The organism is Moraxella nasibovis, from assembly GCF_029581575.1.
Classification (GTDB): domain Bacteria; phylum Pseudomonadota; class Gammaproteobacteria; order Pseudomonadales; family Moraxellaceae; genus Moraxella; species Moraxella nasibovis.
The window spans coordinates 2,131,730-2,149,576 of the sequence record NZ_CP089975.1; the positions used below are offsets into that span (position 1 = coordinate 2,131,730).

The 17,847-nt window shown below is 46.1% G+C and carries 18 protein-coding genes; 5 read left to right on the forward strand and 13 right to left on the reverse strand.

Annotated elements, in window-relative coordinates; translation table 11 throughout:
- Positions 1-68 precede the first annotated feature (68 nt).
- The 5 genes from folK to cysK form a co-directional block, all read right to left on the reverse strand.
- A complete protein-coding gene (folK, locus tag LU290_RS10150; protein WP_277808459.1) occupies positions 69-554 on the reverse strand; it encodes a 2-amino-4-hydroxy-6-hydroxymethyldihydropteridine diphosphokinase in 486 nt (161 codons plus the stop codon).
- Between the two features lies 1 nt (position 555).
- Positions 556-2,373 carry a polynucleotide adenylyltransferase PcnB gene (gene pcnB / locus LU290_RS10155; protein WP_277808460.1) on the reverse strand — a complete coding sequence of 606 codons (1,818 nt, stop codon included), beginning with the start codon at positions 2,371-2,373 and terminating at the stop codon, positions 556-558.
- A gap of 106 nt (positions 2,374-2,479) precedes the next feature.
- Entirely contained in the window at positions 2,480-2,845 is a 366-nt protein-coding gene (locus LU290_RS10160; RefSeq protein ID WP_277808461.1) for a ComEA family DNA-binding protein, read from the reverse strand.
- Positions 2,829-3,641: a nucleoside triphosphate pyrophosphohydrolase gene (gene mazG / locus LU290_RS10165; RefSeq protein WP_277808462.1), complete on the reverse strand. Its 813-nt coding sequence runs from the start codon at positions 3,639-3,641 to the stop codon at positions 2,829-2,831. The genes LU290_RS10160 and mazG overlap by 17 nt, the downstream gene beginning before the upstream one ends.
- A 79-nt stretch (positions 3,642-3,720) precedes the next feature.
- Positions 3,721-4,647 (reverse strand): cysteine synthase A, encoded by a 927-nt coding sequence (cysK, locus tag LU290_RS10170; RefSeq protein ID WP_277808463.1) that lies wholly within the window; start codon positions 4,645-4,647, stop codon positions 3,721-3,723.
- Between the two features lie 440 nt (positions 4,648-5,087).
- Between cysK and shiA the strand changes: the two genes are divergently transcribed.
- Both shiA and LU290_RS10180 read left to right on the forward strand, forming a co-directional pair.
- A complete protein-coding gene (gene shiA, locus LU290_RS10175) occupies positions 5,088-6,404 on the forward strand; it encodes a shikimate transporter (RefSeq protein WP_277808464.1) in 1,317 nt (438 codons plus the stop codon).
- An 87-nt stretch (positions 6,405-6,491) separates the two neighbouring features.
- A complete protein-coding gene (locus LU290_RS10180) occupies positions 6,492-7,907 on the forward strand; it encodes a phosphohexomutase domain-containing protein (RefSeq protein ID WP_277808465.1) in 1,416 nt (471 codons plus the stop codon).
- 419 nt (positions 7,908-8,326) lie between these two features.
- Here the strand turns inward: LU290_RS10180 and LU290_RS10185 are convergent, their stop codons facing one another.
- The 5 genes from LU290_RS10185 to LU290_RS10205 all read right to left on the reverse strand — a co-directional run bounded on the left by LU290_RS10185 (position 8,327) and on the right by LU290_RS10205 (position 13,496).
- Positions 8,327-9,202: an SPFH domain-containing protein gene (locus LU290_RS10185; protein ID WP_277808466.1), complete on the reverse strand. Its 876-nt coding sequence runs from the start codon at positions 9,200-9,202 to the stop codon at positions 8,327-8,329.
- A 15-nt stretch (positions 9,203-9,217) separates the two neighbouring features.
- Positions 9,218-9,685 carry an NfeD family protein gene (locus tag LU290_RS10190; protein ID WP_277809606.1) on the reverse strand — a complete coding sequence of 156 codons (468 nt, stop codon included), beginning with the start codon at positions 9,683-9,685 and terminating at the stop codon, positions 9,218-9,220.
- An 80-nt stretch (positions 9,686-9,765) separates the two neighbouring features.
- A complete protein-coding gene (gene parE, locus LU290_RS10195) occupies positions 9,766-11,658 on the reverse strand; it encodes a DNA topoisomerase IV subunit B (protein WP_277808467.1) in 1,893 nt (630 codons plus the stop codon).
- Between the two features lie 81 nt (positions 11,659-11,739).
- The gene (locus LU290_RS10200; protein ID WP_277808468.1) at positions 11,740-12,696 is read right to left on the reverse strand and encodes a GlxA family transcriptional regulator; all 957 of its coding nucleotides are present in this window, start codon (positions 12,694-12,696) and stop codon (positions 11,740-11,742) included.
- Positions 12,693-13,496: a WG repeat-containing protein gene (locus tag LU290_RS10205; protein ID WP_277808469.1), complete on the reverse strand. Its 804-nt coding sequence runs from the start codon at positions 13,494-13,496 to the stop codon at positions 12,693-12,695. The genes LU290_RS10200 and LU290_RS10205 overlap by 4 nt, the downstream gene beginning before the upstream one ends.
- Positions 13,497-13,654: 158 nt before the next feature.
- On the opposite strand from LU290_RS10205, the gene LU290_RS10210 reads away from it, so the two are divergent.
- Positions 13,655-14,155 (forward strand): isochorismatase family protein, encoded by a 501-nt coding sequence (locus LU290_RS10210; RefSeq protein ID WP_277808470.1) that lies wholly within the window; start codon positions 13,655-13,657, stop codon positions 14,153-14,155.
- 50 nt (positions 14,156-14,205) lie between these two features.
- Here the strand turns inward: LU290_RS10210 and LU290_RS10215 are convergent, their stop codons facing one another.
- The gene (locus LU290_RS10215; protein WP_277808471.1) at positions 14,206-15,075 is read right to left on the reverse strand and encodes a LysR family transcriptional regulator; all 870 of its coding nucleotides are present in this window, start codon (positions 15,073-15,075) and stop codon (positions 14,206-14,208) included.
- A 159-nt stretch (positions 15,076-15,234) separates the two neighbouring features.
- Between LU290_RS10215 and LU290_RS10220 the strand changes: the two genes are divergently transcribed.
- The gene (locus LU290_RS10220) at positions 15,235-16,164 is read left to right on the forward strand and encodes an alpha/beta hydrolase (RefSeq protein WP_277808472.1); all 930 of its coding nucleotides are present in this window, start codon (positions 15,235-15,237) and stop codon (positions 16,162-16,164) included.
- Between the two features lie 102 nt (positions 16,165-16,266).
- Here the strand turns inward: LU290_RS10220 and LU290_RS10225 are convergent, their stop codons facing one another.
- Positions 16,267-16,662, reverse strand: a complete 396-nt coding sequence (locus LU290_RS10225; RefSeq protein ID WP_277808473.1) for a Cd(II)/Pb(II)-responsive transcriptional regulator — start codon at positions 16,660-16,662, stop codon at positions 16,267-16,269.
- Between the two features lie 71 nt (positions 16,663-16,733).
- On the opposite strand from LU290_RS10225, the gene LU290_RS10230 reads away from it, so the two are divergent.
- A complete protein-coding gene (locus LU290_RS10230; RefSeq protein WP_277808474.1) occupies positions 16,734-17,348 on the forward strand; it encodes a cation diffusion facilitator family transporter in 615 nt (204 codons plus the stop codon).
- Between the two features lie 87 nt (positions 17,349-17,435).
- Here the strand turns inward: LU290_RS10230 and LU290_RS10235 are convergent, their stop codons facing one another.
- A complete protein-coding gene (locus tag LU290_RS10235) occupies positions 17,436-17,822 on the reverse strand; it encodes a Cu(I)-responsive transcriptional regulator (protein WP_277808475.1) in 387 nt (128 codons plus the stop codon).
- Between the last annotated feature and the right edge of the window lie 25 nt (positions 17,823-17,847).

Consider the following 17,847-nt stretch of genomic DNA (forward strand, 5'->3'; position numbering starts at 1 on the left):
TTCAATTCAAAACAACACATAATACACCTTGCTTAAAAATAACTGTTAGCCAAATAACTAAATTAGACTTATAAAAGCTCAAGCCCACCCCAATCACTCGCCGCTACCAGTTCTTTTAACGGCTGCCCATTGACGGCTAGGTCATGATCAAGCTCCAACATTGGAATGACGACAAAGTTTCGCAAGGTTAATTCTTTATGCGGGACGGTTAAACGCTCATTTTCAATGTTTTTATCGCCATACAATAGCACATCGACATCAAGACAGCGCTCGCCCCAATGGCGCAGGCGCACTCGCCCTGCATGATTTTCCAGACTTTGGCAAAAATCCAACAATTCAATGGGCGCCAAATCAGTATCGGCTTTTAGCACGGCATTGATGAAGTCTGGCTGATCCGTTACGCCATAAGCCTTTGATGAATAAAAAGAGGACACCGCCACATTCTTAAAATGGGCGCTTTCTTGAAATGCACTCACCGCATTTTGCAAGTGCGCCTTGGGCGTACCATGTTCATTGGCGATGTTGCCGCCCAAGCCGATATAGACCGTCTTCATCTTAGTCCCCTGCTCTTGGCTTGGCGTTGGATTTTTTGCGCCGTCTTGGTTTGGCAGGTGCGCTGCTCTTTTCTTGGCTTGGCGTGGCTGTGTCTTTGACCGCTTTGGTCTTACGGGGCTTGGTGGGCTTTGGCTTGGTGGGCGCATCTGTCACCCCATCATTCTCCGTCAAGCCCTGCTCACGCTCTTTGATGGAGAGCGTCGATGAAGGGCGGCGCTTACGGTAGCGAGACGCTGGAATGTACGGCTCATCATTACCAAGCAGCTTTAAAAAGTCCTCATCGGTGTAATCCACCTGCGCAAAGGTCGGTACGCTCACCGCTCGGGTGCGAGGCACAGGCTTTGATGATTCTTTGGGTGCATGATCGCTTGTCGCTAAAAATTCATCCGCACCTTCAACCACAAACAAAGGCTTAGGCGATGAGCGCACAGGCTCATCATCACGGCTGGACAGCTGTTTTAGCTGCATCAGCTCATCGCTTGCTCTGCTACGGCGACGGCGAGAGGCAAGCCCTGTGGCACTGCCGCCATTGGCAAAACGCTCCACCATCTGCGCCCGAGTGCCTGCGTCTGCATCTTGATACGCCTGCCACCACGCCCCCATGCCATGGGTCGGCTCGGACAGGGCAGAATCATCATGCTGCTCTCGCATGATGAGAAAGTCAAATGCCGCACGGAATCTGGCGTGGCGTTCTAGGTTGGCGATGTCACGCACGCGTGGGCTGGAAAGCTTTGGCTGCATGAGCCAAATACTTGTGATGAACTCTTCGGCAAATTTCGGAATGGCGGTCTTGACACGCTGCATGTCGATGGCTTTGGCAGCGGCTTTGATTTGCGCTTCGTGGAATGGTAAGCCTTTTTTCTTAAATTTGGCAAGCTGATGCAGATAATTTTCCCACAAAAGTGCCGCATAGAAAAACGCAGGATTCACACCTTTATCCAAGCTCACTCGGTGGTCGGTGTTCTTGGCGATGGCGTTCATGAGTGCGGACGGTTCATTGGGCGCATATGCCATCAGATGATCCATCGCCCCATATTTAAACAAAATCGGCAGCAGTGGCGTCAGATAACCACCAGAGAACATTTTTTGGGTTTCGTCATACAGGCGGTGCGCAGAGACCTGTTCAAGCAGCGCCCAGTTGTCCGCATGAAACTGCTTGGCAAGCGCATCATCAAATTCAAAGCCCAATTTCGCCTTAAAGCGTAAGGCACGGAGCAGGCGAACAGGGTCTTCCTCCACACGCACTTTGGCATCGCCTAGGAGTCTGAGCGTGCGATTTTGAATGTCGTCAATCGCCCCACAAAAGTCGAGCACCTCACCTGCAATCGGCTGATAATACAAGGCATTGATGGAAAAATCTCGGCGTGCAAAGTCCTGATTGATGTCGCCCCAGACATTATCACGAGTAATCATGCCCTCATCGGTGGTGTGCGTGTCGTCCTTGGGCGGCGCTCGAAAAGTCGCCACTTCAATCAACTCACGCCCAGAATAGACATGCGCCAGCTGAAAACGCTTGCCAATGATGCGGCAGCGCCCCCCAAAAATCGCCTTAATCTCGTGCGGGCGTGCGCTCGTCACCGCATCAAAATCCTTCGGTGCAAGCCCAAGCAGCCCATCACGCACACCGCCCCCCACGATGTACGCCTCAAAGCCTGCCCGTGACAGCGTGCCGACCACCTCGATGATGCTGTGCGGCAAGTCTGCTCGGCTAAGCCCAAGCGCCTGATCTTGATACACGACAAGCGATTGATTTTTCTTAGATTTTTTTGATCTGTTTGGTTTGTTTGATTTACCAGAGTTCGCAGGCCTATTCGCCATGGCGAAATTCTCCTTGACAGCGATATTAAAATAAAAAGGTTAAATGCTCTATTTTAACCGTTCTTGGCAAAAAAAGCGAACATAACCGCTGTTTTTTACGATTTTTTCAATCCGCCACGCTCAATCGGTGGCGGTTTTTGTTCAAGGTCACCTCGCCTATGCCTTTGACTTGCAACAATTCATCAACACTGGCAAATCGTCCTACCTGCGTGCGATGGCGGACGATACGCTCAGCGGTATTCACACCCACGCCCGACAGACTGGCAAAGTCGCTGGCGGTGGCGGTGTTGATGTTGAGTTTTAGGGCGTGTTTTTTCGCAAGCGTTTGAGCATGGCTCATCGCCCGATAAGCACTCACCGCATCCATGTAGCACTGCTTGGGCGGATCTGCCATCGCCACATTTGACAGAACGCCAAGCCCCAAAACACCTGCCAATACGCCTAATCGGTACAGCTTATTTGCCCAGCTCATCTTTTGCCTGATTCCAGTATTCATCCATCTCTTCTAAGCTACTGTCTGCAAAACTTTTGCCGTCTTTGATGAGCGACTCCTCCACAAAGGCAAAACGGCGTTTGAATTTGGCGTTCGTCCCTTGTAGCACCATCTCGCCATCAAGACCCAAATGCCGTGCCAAATTCGCCAGCACAAACAGCACATCGCCAAGCTCGCCTGCGATTTTGCTTTTTTGGTCATCGCTCAAAGCATCTGTGCGATAGGCAAAGTCATCGCTTGGCAATTCTGCCTTTAATTCGCCCAACTCTTCGGTCAATTTGTCCAAAACACCGCCTAGATTTTGCCAATCAAATCCCACTTTGGCGGCGGCAGATTGCAGATTTTGGGCGGTGTCAAGTGCCGTGCCTGCCTTGACATCGGATAATAAGCGTCTGGGTTTGCCTTGATTTTCAAGGGCTTTGATTTCTTGCCAACGCTGTTTCACCGCCTCGTCCGTGGTGAGCGTTTCTTTTTCAAAAACATGGGGGTGACGGCGAATGAGCTTTTCCATCAGATGATGAATCACCTCACCCATGTCAAATTCACCCTGCTCATCGTACAGCACGGCATGAAAGACCACTTGCAACAGCACATCGCCAAGCTCGCCCTTAATCTCGGTCAAGTCGCCCTCATGAGTCGCCTCAATAAGCTCATGACTTTCTTCAAGCAAATAAGGGAGCAGGCTTAGGTTGGTTTGCTTTTTATCCCACGGACACTCGGTGCGAAGCGTACGCATGAGCGTCATCAAATCATCAAAATTACGGCTGGGGGTCATGATTTTTTCCAAAAAAATAAACCCCATTATACAGGATAACGGGGTTTGTGTTGCTAAAATTTAGCACTGACGGCACGCCTTACTGAGCCAAATCCGCAAACAGTGCCGTTGAAAGATACCGCTCGCCTGATGATGGAATGATGACGACAATGTTTTTGCCAGCATTTTCTGGGCGGTTTGCCACTTGTAGGGCTGACCACACTGCCGCTCCTGCTGAAATGCCCACCAAAATCCCTTCCTCTGACGCCATCAAACGCGCAGTATCAAAGGCGTTTTCAGTGGTAACCGTGATGACCTCATCATAAATGGCAGTGTTTAGAATGCTTGGTACAAACCCAGGGGCAAGACCTTGTAATTTGTGTGGACCTTTCTCGCCACCACTAAACACAGGCGAATCAGCAGGCTCTACCGCCACGATTTTGACATTTGGGTTTTTAGCTTTTAGTACTTCGCCCACGCCAGTAATTGTACCGCCTGTGCCAATGCCTGCCACCACAATATCCACTTGACCGTCCGTATCACGCCAGATTTCCTCTGCGGTGGTTTCACGGTGGATTTTTGGGTTGGCAAGGTTGTCAAATTGGCGTGGCATAAAATAGCCATGTTGCTCGGCAAGCTCTTTTGCCTTGGCAATCGCACCGCCCATGCCCTCACTTGCTGGGGTCAGCACCAATTTTGCCCCATAAGCACGCAGCAAGGCACGGCGTTCTAGACTCATGCTCTCAGGCATGGTGATGATGAGCTGATAGCCACGAGCAGCGGCAACCATCGCAAGACCAATGCCTGTATTGCCCGAAGTTGCCTCAATCAGCGTGTCGCCCGCTTTAAGCTCGCCCGACTTTTCTGCTTCCTGAATCATAGATAAAGCAATGCGGTCTTTGACGGAGCTTGCTGGGTTGAAATATTCCAATTTGGCAAAAAGATTGGCACTGCTGGTGTTTAGGGCGTTGATTTTGACCAGTGGCGTGTTGCCAATGAGATCGGTGATGTTATTTGCAATGTTCATAAAAGCATTTCCATAAAAAAGATAGACATAGCATAACAAAGTTGAGGGCGTTTTTATAGCGATTTCTTATTCGTTTTTGGCATAAAGATGCTAGGATGCGTTATTACACCTACCAAATGTTAAGATTATTGCCAAATGATGTGATGTCGTAGGTTGGGTTGAGTGCAACGAAACCAAACAAAATCAATAAGTTACACTAAAAATGTTGGGTTACGCTCAGCCCCCAACCTACAAAAGTTGTATTACTTTATCAGTTCAGCAGGTATAAGCTGGTAAGCGCCATTTGACAAAAAACAACGACACGAAATGTTCGCAATTTTGGCAATTTTGTATTAAGATAGTCTTTTATGTATTTTTATTAATTAAAAACTATTAGTTATGATTTGAATGACCAGATTTGATGATTAAAATCACCAACGCAACAGTAAATCGAGAACGCCATGAGCCAGATTGCCAATGTAGCCAACACGCCAAACCCTGATGACGAACGCCGTGCCAAAAAAGCCGCCCTAAGCAGTTTTGTGGGGGCGGTCGTGGACTGGTATGATTTTTTATTGTATGGACTGGTGGCGGCACTGGTGTTTAAAAGCCAATTTTTCCCCAATGTCTCGCCACAAATGGGCACGCTTGCCGCCTTTGCCACTTTTGGGGTGGGGTTTTTGTTTCGTCCGCTTGGGGGCTTGGTATTTGGGCATTTTGGCGACAAACTTGGACGCAAAAAAATGCTGTTTTTGACCGTCTTTTTGATGGGTGGTGCGACTGTTTTGATTGGACTTTTGCCAAACTTTGAACAAATCGGCTGGCTTGCCCCTGTCTTGTTGGTGATTTTGCGAGCCATACAAGGCTTTGCGGTCGGTGGCGAATGGGGCGGTGCGACTTTGATGGCGGTAGAAAACGCCCCCAAACACAAAAAAGCCTTTTATAGCAGTGGCGTGCAAGTCGGCTATGGCGTGGGTCTGATGTTGGCGGCAGGGTCGGTGTCGCTGGTAACGCTTATTTTTGGCAAAGACGCATTCACCGAATGGGCATGGCGAATCCCTTTCATCGCAAGCGTCCTGCTGGTGGGCTTGGCAATGTACATTCGCAAAGACCAAGATGAGTCGGTGGAATTTACCGAGAAAGTACAAAAACAAGCCAAAGCCCTAAAAATACCACCCATCATTCATGCCGTCAAAGAAAACCCCAAAGGCTTTTTTTATATCATCGCCCTACGACTTGCCGAACTTTTGACCATGTATTTGGTAACGACTTTTGCACTCAACTATTCTACCGAACATTTGGGCATGGATTCGCAAATCTTTTTAAACATCGCTTTGATGGTTGGGGCGATTAGCTGTATCTCCATTCCGTTTTTTGCGTACATGGCGGATAAATTTGGACGCAAAAGAATGTGCGTCATCGGCGGTATCATCGGTGCGGTGTGTGCGTTTCCATTTTTTATTGCCCTAGAAAACGGCTCGCTGTTTTGGATTGTTGTGTTTTCCATTTTACTTGCCAATTTGGCTCACGACATGGTAGTGAGCGTTCATCAGCCGATATTCACCGAGCTGTTCGGTGCGGAGCATCGCTACAGTGGGGCAGGCGTGGGATATCAGCTGGCGAGCATTGTCGGCGGGGGTTTTACACCATTCATCGCAGCATTTTTGACCACTTTAAATGGCGGTTCTTGGACTTATGTGGCGATTTATCTGACGGTGGGTTGTATTTTGACGGCAGTGGTGGCAAGTGTGATGAAAGGCGGTCAAAATTCACATTAAGTTTTGTAAAATTGGCGGTAAAAGCGGTCTGATTTGCCCAAAACTGTGTTAAAATTTCCCATCATTTTACAAAAAACAGGACATTCGATGAGCGAATTTTCCCCCATCACCATCAGTTGTTTTAAGGCGTACGATGTGCGTGGCGAGCTTGGTGTCAATCTGGACGAGCAAATCGCTTACCGCATTGGGCGTGGCTTTGCCGAATATCTAAACCCAAACAAGGATGCAGGCAAAGCCATCGTCATCGGCTCAGACATTCGCCCCAGTAGCGAAAGTCTAAAAAAATCCGCCATTGACGGAATTTTGGACGCAGGCGTTGATGTCATTGATTTGGGCATGAGCGGCACCGAAGAAGTGTATTTTGCCACAAGCCACTATGGGGCAATCGGTGGCATTGAAGTAACTGCCAGCCACAACCCTATCAACTACAACGGTCTAAAGATGGTGCGTGAAAATTCTCGCCCCATCAGTGCCGATACAGGGCTTGGCGAGATTCGCACCATTGCCGAACAGGGCAATTTTGGCGCGCCAAACGCTCGTGGCAATTACCAATTAAACAGCGATAAAACCGCCTACATTGACAAGCTGATGAGCTTTACCGACACCGCCAAATTTAGCCCCAAAAAAATCGTGGTAAATTCAGGTAACGGTTCGGCAGGCCCTGTGGTTGATGAATTAGAACCACGCTTGGGCGGTGGCATTGAACTCATCAAAGTTCATCACACCCCAGACGGAACATTTCCAAACGGCATTCCCAACCCCATGATCATCGCCAACCAAAAAGCCACTTCGGACGCGGTCATCGCACACAAAGCGGATTTTGGCGTGGCGTTCGATGGCGACTTTGACCGCTGTTTTTTGTTTGATGAAAAAGGCAATTTCATTGAAGGCAGTTATGTGGTCGGTATGCTTGCCGAAGCCTTTTTAAATAAGCACCAAGGCGAATCCATCGTCTATGACCCACGAGTGGTTTATAACACCGAAAATGTCATCGCCCAAAATGGTGGTGTCGCCCAAATCAGCAAATCAGGGCATTCGTTCATCAAGCAAGTCATGCGTGAAACTGGGGCGATTTATGGCGGAGAAATGTCGGCTCATCACTATTTTCGTGATTTTGCCTACTGCGACAGTGGCATGATTCCGTGGCTACTTGTGATTGAGCTTTTGTCGGTAACGGGCAAAACCCTATCCGAACTGGTTGATGGCTACATCAGTGATTTTCCAAGTTCAGGTGAGCTAAATTTTCGCTTGGGCGACTTGACGGCAAGCGAGATTGTCGCCAAACTCGAACAGCGATACAGCGACCTCAACCCAACCAAAAACACGCTTGATGGACTCAGTCTTGATTTTGATGCATGGCGGTTTAATCTGCGTTCAAGCAACACCGAGCCACTCATTCGCCTAAACATTGAAACTCGTGGCGATAAGGCATTGTTACAAGCCAAAACCGATGAAATCTTGGCAATCTTGCGTGAGTGTGGGGCAGTGAGTGCCGATCACTAAACAGCAAAGCCACTCAAAAACAGGGGTGAAAAATCTTTCGCCTCTGTTTTTTCCTATCCGTTTTATAGGGTGTGGGGCGGGCTATACCTACCATTATAAAAAGCGTAACCCCCTAAAATGACAGCTCATAGACTGGGTTAGCGATAGCGTAACCCAGCGTTATGGCGTAACTCATTGATTTTGTTGGGTTTCGTACCTCAACCCAACCTGCGAAGGCTATGCCCACCATTACAAAAAGTATAAATCCCTAAAATGGTAGGCTAAGCCCAAACCACCGAAACCCATTTTTCAACTTCTCGTTTGGCATATCCCCCCAAACGCCCTATACCGCCAAATCCCCTTTGGTTTCTAACCAAATTTTTCGGTCGCCACTGCGTTTTTTGGCAAGAAGCATATCCATGACACCCGTGGGTTGGCGGTTACTGGGTTTTTAGTTTGTCTCCCACCAGACCTTTGACAGTATTTAAAATGTCGGCAGGCAACACCACAGTCTTGGCGTTATTTGACTGCGCCATGTCGTTCATCGCCTTAATGTATTGTTCGCCAAGCAAATAAACCACAGGCATCTCTTTGCCATCCATCGCTGATGAAATCAAGCGAATAGACTCCTCAGAGCCTTTTGCCAAGACGACTTGCGCCTCAGCATCACGGCGAGACGCCTCCAAACGACCATCAGCCTCTAAGATGGCGGCTTGTTTTTGACCATCGGCACGAGTAACCATCGCACGACGCTGACGCTCCGCAGCAGCCTGCTCCTCCATCGCCAGTTGCATGGTCGGCGATGGCTTGATGTCTTGAATTTCTACAGTTTTTAGGGTGATGCCCCAGTCTGAGATATCGTCAGAAATGGCGTGTTTTAACTGTGCCTTAATCTGATCACGACTAGACAGCGCCGCATCCAGATCCATCTCACCGATGATGGAACGCAGCGAAGTCTGTACCAAGTTACGGATGCCGTGCTCATAGTCCTCAATGCCATAGACGGCGTGGGCAGGCTGTACGATATTGATGTACGCCACCGCATTGGCGATGATCACGACATTATCACGAGTGATGACCTCTTGACTGGGGATGTCAAGTACGATGTCCTTGGTGGTCACTTTATAAGCGACTGTATCAACATAGGGGATGATGAAATTAAGCCCCGGCTCAAGCGTCTGATGATACTTACCCAAGCGCTGAACAATCCATTTTTCGCCCTGAGAGACCATGCGAACGCCCTTTAATACGGTCAGCACCACAAAGGCAATCAATATCAGCCCCAGCACTCCCCCATTCAATAAATCAAACGGCATGTCATACTCCTTTTTTTATGTGTTCTTGATATCAATGGCATGACTTTCAACAAACATCTCATTGCCCATGATGCGGCGCACCACCGCACGCTCGCCCACAGCAAGCGGTGCGTCATCATGGGTGCGACAAACCCACTCACTTGCGCCCAACATCGGCACATTAAAGCGGATTTTGCCACGCTTGCCATCGGTGCGCTCAATAATCATGCCCACCTCGCCAATCACCGTCGCACCACCCAAGCCCGCCTTGGTGCGAGTTTTGATTTTGGGTTGAATGAATCGAAACCACAACACGCACAGCAACACCGACAACAACAGCCAGCTAATGACAAGCGCAATCAAACTCATCGGTACAAGCCAAGCCATCAACGCCACCATCAACGCCGCCGCACCAAACCAAAGTAAGAAAAATGACGGCACAAACATCTCAAGCGTCATCAGTACCACGCCCAGCATCATCCAGTGCCAAGGTTGAATTGGCATCATTCCACCCCCTCATTGTCATCAAATTTTGATTGTAGCGGATTTTGTATTTAGTGCTGTATGAATATTGTAAATCACACTCATACCACCAAATCCGCCAAATCCCCTTTGGTTTCTAGCCAAATTTTGCGGTCGCCACTTCGTTTTTTGGCAAGAAGCATATCCATCACACTGCTGGTACTCACAAAATCATCAATGTCAAGCTGTACCAAACGGCGAGTATCAGGATTCATGGTCGTCTCACGCAGATGGTCAGGATTCATCTCACCCAAGCCCTTAAAGCGAGTGATTTGCGGCTTGCCTTTGGTTTTGGTCTTTTTCAAAATGCCTTGCAATTCCTCATCATCAAGGGCATAATGCACTTCTTTGCCAATATCAACACGATACAATGGCGGCATTGCCACGAACAAATGCCCCGCCTCCACCAACGCACGAAAATGCTTAACAAACAACGCACAAATCAAAGTTGCAATGTGCAAACCGTCCGAGTCTGCGTCCGCCAAGATACAAATCTTATCATAGCGAAGTTCGGACAAATCATCGCTGGCAGGATCCACCCCGATGGCAATGGCGATGTCGTGAATCTCTTGGCTGGCAAGCACCGTATCGTGCGAGACTTCCCATGTGTTTAAAATCTTACCACGAAGCGGCAAAATCGCCTGAAAATGCCTATCTCGTGCTTGCTTGGCAGAACCGCCCGCACTGTCGCCTTCCACCAAAAACAGCTCCGCCCCATCTTTAAAATCGCCCTTACAATCCGCCAATTTACCTGGTAGGGCTGGACCCTGCACGATTTTTTTGCGAGCGACTTTTTGAGCAGATTTTAGGCGTTTGCCAGCTTTGGTGATGGCAAGTTCGGCGATGGCTTTGGCGGTGTCTGGATTGGCATTAAGCCACAAGCTAAACGCATCTTTGGCAAGGGTTTGCACGAGTGGGGCAGCTTCTCGGCTTGATAGGCGTTCTTTGGTTTGACCGCTAAACTGTGGCTCGGCAAATTTGAGCGACAAAATAAAATTCACCCCGTCCCACACGTCATCGGCAGTTAGGCGGACATTTCTGGGGAGCAGACTATGAATTTCACAAAACTCACGCAGTGCGTCCGTAATGCCTGTGCGTAGCCCATTGACGTGCGTACCGCCTTGTGCGGTGGGGATTAGGTTTACATAGCTTTCCGTGATGGGCGTGCCTGATTCAGGTAGCCACGCTATGGCAAAAGTCGCCCCACCACGTTCGCCCCCTGTCGGCTCTTGACTAAAATAAAATGGCACCTCAGGGATAATGGCAAGCTCGCCAAGCTGTTCGGTGAGATACTGCACCACGCCGTCTGTGTATTGCCAGCTTTCGCTGTCGGACGGTTCGGGCTCACTCACAAAGTCAATTTTTAGCCCTGCCGATAGCACGGCTTTGGCTTTTAGGTTGTGTTCTAGGGCTTTGATGGCAAATTTGGGGTTGTCAAAATATTTTTCGTCCACCCAAAATCGCACCTGCGTGCCTCGTTTTTTCTTATTTGGCGCAGGCTTGCTATTCAATGCACTCACAGGCGTGCCATATTCAAACGCCATGTCATATTCCACCCCATCACGCCAAACGATGACCTCCACACGCTTGGATAAGGCATTGACCACGCTGATGCCCACGCCATGCAGACCGCCACTAATGGCATAATTGTCCGTGCTAAATTTGCCCCCTGCGTGCAGGCGTGTCAAGATGAGCTCCACGCCCGACTGATTAAATTCAGGGTGAATGTCGGTCGGCATACCTCGCCCATCATCAAGCACCGACAGCGAGCCGTCTGCGTGTAGGGTAACGGTAATGTGCTTGGCGTGTCCTGCCAGTGCTTCGTCCACCGAGTTGTCAATGACTTCTTGGGCAAGATGGTTTGGACGAGCGGTGTCGGTGTACATCCCCGGACGACGGCGGACGGGTTCTAGCCCTTCTAGGACTTCTAGGTTTTGGGTGGTGTAGTTGGTCATTGTGCTTTTATGAATGGTAAAAAGGGGTATTGTAACCGATTTTGGCAGATATTTAAATTTGATGATTAAAATTCTTACCAGTCAGCCAGCCCCAAAACTCTTCCTAAAACTTTGCGGACTGACACCAAAACGCGCCTTAAACTGCATTCGTAAATTGCTTGCCGTGCCAAAACCTGTCTTATCTGCGATGATTTCAATCGGCAAATCCGTGCTTTCCAAATAGTCTTGCACTTTTGCCAAACGCTTGGCGGTCAGCCACTGGCTCAAAGTCATATTGGTGGCGGTTTTAAAATAGCGGTTAAAACTTCTTTTGGACAAATGCACCCTGTTTGCCAAATCGTCCAATTTATGATTATCCGCCAAATTATCGCTTAAAAATTGCAATAACTCATTGATTTTTTCGTCTTTGGCGTGGCTAATCGGGCTGATGGCATTAAACTGGGCTTGACCGCCTTCTCGGTGCGGAGCGGAAACCAAATGTCTGGCAAGCTCATTGGCAACCTTCGCCCCATACAGCGTACGAATAAAATACAAGCAACAATCTAAGCCTGCAAACGCCCCTGCCGATGTCAAAATATTGCCGTCATCAATATAAAGCCGATTGCTATCTAGTTGAATATGCGGGAATTTTTCTTTAAATGCCCGCTCGCCTGCCCAATGCGTAACCACCGTTTTGCCCTGCAAAATATCAGCAAAAGCGAGCACAAAAGTGCCATAACACAGCCCAATGATTTTTTTGCCCTGTGCGTGGGCGGTTTGTAATTTTTGGCAGAGTTTGGCACTTGGTACATCGCCCACAAAGCCACTAATGACAATGATGTCCGCCGTGTCGAGTAGCGACAAATCGCCATTTACCAAAATTTTTGCCCCAAATTCGCTAAAAATCGCCTTGCCATTGTCGCTACATACCGCAAAATCAAACAGCTTTTGCCCTTGATAAGTAGCTTGAAACAGCGAAAAGGGAATGTTAAAAACAAAATCGTTACAGCCATTTTGGGCGTAAAGGGTGAGTTTGGGCGGTTGATTGGTGAAAGTCATTGTTTTTTATTTAAAATTTCAAGAATTTTTTGATGGCGAATGCCTTTATCAAAATTTTGCAATTCTGTATTGTCTTTGATAATATTGCCTTGTTTGTCAATTTTAATCCATTCGCCATTTAATTTGGCGTCCGTTGTTTCACTGTCTTTAAAATCGCTAATAAAATCATAAATCATCGGAATAACCAGTTCGCCTTTGGCATTGATTGCTCCCCATTGATTGCCAATTCTTACACTGGCAATGCCATTAAAAAACTTGGTTGTTTCATCATACTTAAATGGAATCACCAATTTTCCTGTTTTATCAATAAATCCGCTTTTATTATCCATCACAACAACCGCCAAACCTTCTCTAAAATCTGACGCATTATCATATTGAAAATCAATGGCAATTTGACCTGCTTTATCCATAAAGCCAATTTTAGAATTTTTCTTAACAACCACAAATCCTTCTTTGAATTCGCTCATCACTTCTATATTATTAGGAATTTGAATGACAATACCGCCTTGATAATTGATGAAAAAAATTTTTCCATCTTTTTCAACTTTTGCCAAACCATCGCTAAATAAATTCACATCATCATAAATCAACGCAATGACAAGATTGCCAGACAAATCCACAAATCCTGATTTTTCGCCCTTTTCAGCACGCGAAAACCCCTCATAAGGACAAGAAATATAATCAAACTTGTGTTTATTCGGTGGTCGTTTGCAAGTATCAGCGTGGCTATTTTGTGAGAACAACAAAGGCGATACCATTGCCAAAAAATAGGGGATTTTTTTAAGAGATAGAAATTTCATTTTGTTCCTTTGCGAAAAAAAATATGGATTTATTATACCATTTTCACATCAAAATAAAATTGGCAAAATCCTTGCGTTGATTGGCAATATTGCCCATTTTAGCATAACCAAAAAATCATTAAAATACGCCCATTATTTAGCCAAATTAGGAAAACCCTATGAAAACCGCCCTACTCATCATTGATGTGCAAAACGAATATTTTGCGTCCGCAGGCGGCAAATTTGACCAATTTAATGTAGACACCATCGCCCAAAACATCGCCGATTACGCCAAAACTGCCGAGCAAAACGGAGAACTTGTCATTGGTGTGCAGCATTTAATGGCAAAAGATTATCCATTGTTTGCCGAAGGGTCGCACGGTGCAAAACTGCATTCATCGGTTGCGGGCATTTTGGCGGATAAGCCTTTGGTTCAAAAGAGACACGCCGACAGTTTTTTAAACACCACGCTAAACGATATTTTGCAAAAACACAACATAGAGCAAGTGGACATTTGTGGGATTATGACCCAAAACTGCGTCACCCATACCGCACTTTCGCCCCTTGCCAAAGCGTATAAAATCCGTGTGTTATCAAGCCTTTGCACCGCACCGACTGAGCTCATTCATCAAATTGCCTTAGGTGCATTGGTGGATAGAGCGTGGATTGAAGTGGTTTAAATGGATAAAAAAGCACCGTTTAAATTTGATTTTAAACGGTGTTTTTATATTCAGGCTGCCTGAATTTTCCCCAAAACAAACTCCACAAACACCCGCACAATCGCAGACGGATAACGCTGGGACGCATAGAGCATAAACAATTCATAATTGGGCTTGGCAAGTTCTGGCAAAATCTCCACCACACGCTTATCCCGTATCCACTCATTTGCTGTACAATCAGAAATTTGCCCAATCGCCCGCCCCTCTAAAACCATATATTCCACCGCATAGGCATCATTGCTGGCAAACAAAAACGGTAAGGCGATTTTTTCTTTATTCATTTGAATGATAACTTCGTTTTCGCCATTTTTCGCCCAAGTGGCAATGGGGAAATTTTTCAGCTCTTTCAAGGTGCTTGGCGTACCAAAACGAGCCAATAACTCGGGGTGGGCAACCCATTTTGTGCCAAGCGTGGCGACTTTTTTGGCGATAAAATGCTCACCGTGAAGCTCGCCAATGCGAAATGCCACATCAATGCCATCAAGACTCAAATCCAAAATGCGTTCGGTCATCGTGGCGTGAATTTGTACATTGGGGAATTTTTGCCCAAATTCGCTTATCCACGCCAAAACAGGTTCGCATTTTGGCGGAGCGGAAATCCGCAAAATGCCTTTTAAATTTTGTTCATCATCAAACAAAACTTGCTTGGCATTCAACAAATTATCAATGGATAAATGCACTTCGTCATAAAGTTTTTGCCCTGCCATTGTCGGTTTAACGCCTGATTTTTGGCGGTCAAAAAGCTGAATTTGTAAGGATTTTTCCAGCTCGGCAATTTGACGGCTGATGGTGGCAATCGGCACGCCCAATTTTTCAGCCGTTTTGGAGAGACTGCCGTGTTTGATGACGGCAACGAATAGGGATAAGGCGTTTAGGTTCATTGTGGTTTTCTCTATAAACTATAACAAAGCTGTCATTATTTTAGCAGATTTGCATTTAAATTTCCAAAAACGAAAATCAACTTCCCACAAATCGCCATTCCATTCCCAATTCTAAAATTTTATAATACACTCATTCCATTTAACAAAAGAGAAAAATTTATGAAAACCCTTTTAAAATCAACCGCCATTGCGTTGGCATTGTCTTTGTCTTTTGGTTCTGTGGCAACCGCCAAAACACCCGAACAGCCTGTAAAAGTAAGCATTACAAAATCAACCGCACAAAAAATCAAAACCCTTGACGGCTTAAATTTGCACCTACAAAAAGACATTCCAAATGCCCGCCCAAAAGCCGTTGTCGTGATTTCGCACGGTTTGGCGAGCCATTCTGGGGTGTTTGGCGATTTTACCAAAACAATGAACCAAAATGACATTGCCGTGTATCGTTTTGACCATCGTGGACATGGCAAATCGGACGGACGAGACAGCATTCATATAGGCAGCTATTTTGAAATGGTGGAAGATTTACGCCTTGTCGTGGCAAAAGCCAAGCAAGAAAACCCAAACACACCTGTTTTTGTACTCGGGCATTCTATGGGCGGACACATTTCGGCACTTTATGGCACCAAATATCCGCACGATGTGAACGGCTTTATTTTGGCGGCGGGCGTTTTGCGGTATAACACAATGAATTTTGGGCATTTGCCACGCCCCGAGCCTGCGGGCAGTTTTGTGGACGGCTCGGTGTCTTTGACCACGCTTAACATTCCGTTTGAAGGGGCTGGTTTATCGGTGGCTGGCGACCCGTTGATGTTAAGCAAATTTTCGGTATCTTTTCCCAACGGCTTTAAAGAAGGCATCAAATATTTAAAAGACAATGACGACAAATTTGTCGCCCCTGTGATGTTGATTAGTGGCAATAAAGATGTGTTTGTCGCCCCCAAAGATGCCATTGATTTTTATAATGAGACCAATTCGGTGGATAAAAGTTTGATTTTGTATCCAAACTTTGGGCATTTGTTAATGCTGGAAAATGGCGGACAAAAAATCAACGATGATGTGGCAGAGTGGATTAACGAGCGAGTGAAATAAATTGGCTAAAAGAAAACACCGTTTAATTTAAAAATTAGGCGGTGTTTTTTGATTGGAATTTTGTGAAATAAACTTTCAGGCAGCCTGAAAAATATTCCGCTATTATTTTTCTTTAATACCTTGAATAATCTGACACTTATCAACCGTTTTATTTTCACAACCCACAAATTGCATTAAAAAAGTTTTAACTTGTTGTAGTTCTGTGATTTGTTCGTCCAAATATGCCAAATGTTGCTCGGCAAGTGCATTGATTTCATTGCATTGTTTGTTAGGCGTTTGTTGTAATTGCAACAGCGTTTTGATGTTACTTAAAGAAAAACCGATATTACGGCAAGTTTTAATAAAGCGTAATTGTTCTAACTGATTTTCATCAAACACACGATAGCCATTTTGTTGATGTGTGGGGGCGATTAAGCCTTGTTTTTCATAATAACGAATGGTTTCCAAATGTACGCCTGTTTGTTCACTGGCTTGTTTTATTTTAAAAAATTTTGACATTTTGGCTTGACCCTGTAATGACTACGGAGTTTATAGTATAGCAAATTTCATCTTAAAATAGGAGCAAAAAAATGGCGTGCCAAAATGGTTGCAGTGCAAATACCCCCACTCATCAATCGTCCAAGTACAAAAAAGCCTTGTGGATTGTCTTGATATTAAATTTATCAATGTTTTTTGTGGAAATTGTGATGGGGGTTAAATCGGGTTCAACTTCGCTGTTGTCGGACAGTTTGGATTTCTTGGGCGACAGTGCCAATTATTTGATAAGTTTGATTGTTTTGCCAATGGCGTTAAGTTACCGAGCCAAAGCATCTATGGTTAAGGGGCTAACGATGGGCGGTTTTGGTTTATTTATTTTAATGACGACCATTTATCGTGTGTTTTATGGGGAAATGCCCAGTTCTTCTGAAATGAGCATTGTGGGATTTTTGGCGTTATTGGTCAATGTGTCGGCAGTGTTGATATTATTAAAATTTCGTGATGGCGACAGCAATGTCCGCAGTGTGTGGGTGTGTTCCCGAAACGATGCGATTGGTAATGTGGCGGTAATTTTAGCGGGTATGGCAGTTTATTTTTTTCAATCAAAATATCCTGATTTAATTGTGGCGTTTGTTTTGGCATTTTTGGCATTACAAGCCAGTCAAGAAATCATCAAAAGGGCTTGGGCGGAATTAAAAGTCAGTTAATTTAAAACACCATTTAATTTAAAATTAAGCGGTGTTTTTGTTTTTAAAATGGGTAAAATAAACTTTTTAAGGCTGCCTGAAAAAAACCTATCCCCCAAGCCCCTGTAAAATCGGACATTCTGGCATATCATCGCCACGACAGGCATCACTCCACGCCCCAAGAACAGTTTTCATTTCTTCTAATTCCTTGATTTTATTTGATAAAAATTCAATGTGCGTATTTGCCAACGCTTTGACTTCACAGCTTTTGCGATGTGGATTGTCCTGCAGTGCCAAAAGCTCGCCAATTTGGGCAAGCGAAAAGCCCACGCCCCTTGCTTTGGCGATGAATTTTAGGCGGTCAAGCGTATCATTGCCATAAATACGATAGCCTGATGCACTGCGTGAAGTGTTTGATAACAAACCCAACTTTTCATAATCACGGATTTGCTTGATGGACAGCCCTGTGGCTTTGGACGCTTGACCGATGTTCATTGTTGCTCCTTGTTTTGGCGTTTGT

What these genes read in the sequence shown, in the direction of transcription:
- folK (WP_277808459.1), bottom strand. Translation starts at nt 554, where the DNA reads ATGAAGACGGTCTATATCGGCTTGGGCGGCAACATCGCCAATGAACAT.
- pcnB (WP_277808460.1), bottom strand. Translation starts at nt 2,373, where the DNA reads ATGGCGAATAGGCCTGCGAACTCTGGTAAATCAAACAAACCAAACAGA.
- LU290_RS10160 (WP_277808461.1), bottom strand. Translation starts at nt 2,845, where the DNA reads ATGAGCTGGGCAAATAAGCTGTACCGATTAGGCGTATTGGCAGGTGTT.
- mazG (WP_277808462.1), bottom strand. Translation starts at nt 3,641, where the DNA reads ATGACCCCCAGCCGTAATTTTGATGATTTGATGACGCTCATGCGTACG.
- cysK (WP_277808463.1), bottom strand. Translation starts at nt 4,647, where the DNA reads ATGAACATTGCAAATAACATCACCGATCTCATTGGCAACACGCCACTG.
- shiA (WP_277808464.1), top strand. Translation starts at nt 5,088, where the DNA reads ATGAGCCAGATTGCCAATGTAGCCAACACGCCAAACCCTGATGACGAA.
- LU290_RS10180 (WP_277808465.1), top strand. Translation starts at nt 6,492, where the DNA reads ATGAGCGAATTTTCCCCCATCACCATCAGTTGTTTTAAGGCGTACGAT.
- LU290_RS10185 (WP_277808466.1), bottom strand. Translation starts at nt 9,202, where the DNA reads ATGCCGTTTGATTTATTGAATGGGGGAGTGCTGGGGCTGATATTGATT.
- LU290_RS10190 (WP_277809606.1), bottom strand. Translation starts at nt 9,685, where the DNA reads ATGCCAATTCAACCTTGGCACTGGATGATGCTGGGCGTGGTACTGATG.
- parE (WP_277808467.1), bottom strand. Translation starts at nt 11,658, where the DNA reads ATGACCAACTACACCACCCAAAACCTAGAAGTCCTAGAAGGGCTAGAA.
- LU290_RS10200 (WP_277808468.1), bottom strand. Translation starts at nt 12,696, where the DNA reads ATGACTTTCACCAATCAACCGCCCAAACTCACCCTTTACGCCCAAAAT.
- LU290_RS10205 (WP_277808469.1), bottom strand. Translation starts at nt 13,496, where the DNA reads ATGAAATTTCTATCTCTTAAAAAAATCCCCTATTTTTTGGCAATGGTA.
- LU290_RS10210 (WP_277808470.1), top strand. Translation starts at nt 13,655, where the DNA reads ATGAAAACCGCCCTACTCATCATTGATGTGCAAAACGAATATTTTGCG.
- LU290_RS10215 (WP_277808471.1), bottom strand. Translation starts at nt 15,075, where the DNA reads ATGAACCTAAACGCCTTATCCCTATTCGTTGCCGTCATCAAACACGGC.
- LU290_RS10220 (WP_277808472.1), top strand. Translation starts at nt 15,235, where the DNA reads ATGAAAACCCTTTTAAAATCAACCGCCATTGCGTTGGCATTGTCTTTG.
- LU290_RS10225 (WP_277808473.1), bottom strand. Translation starts at nt 16,662, where the DNA reads ATGTCAAAATTTTTTAAAATAAAACAAGCCAGTGAACAAACAGGCGTA.
- LU290_RS10230 (WP_277808474.1), top strand. Translation starts at nt 16,734, where the DNA reads ATGGCGTGCCAAAATGGTTGCAGTGCAAATACCCCCACTCATCAATCG.
- LU290_RS10235 (WP_277808475.1), bottom strand. Translation starts at nt 17,822, where the DNA reads ATGAACATCGGTCAAGCGTCCAAAGCCACAGGGCTGTCCATCAAGCAA.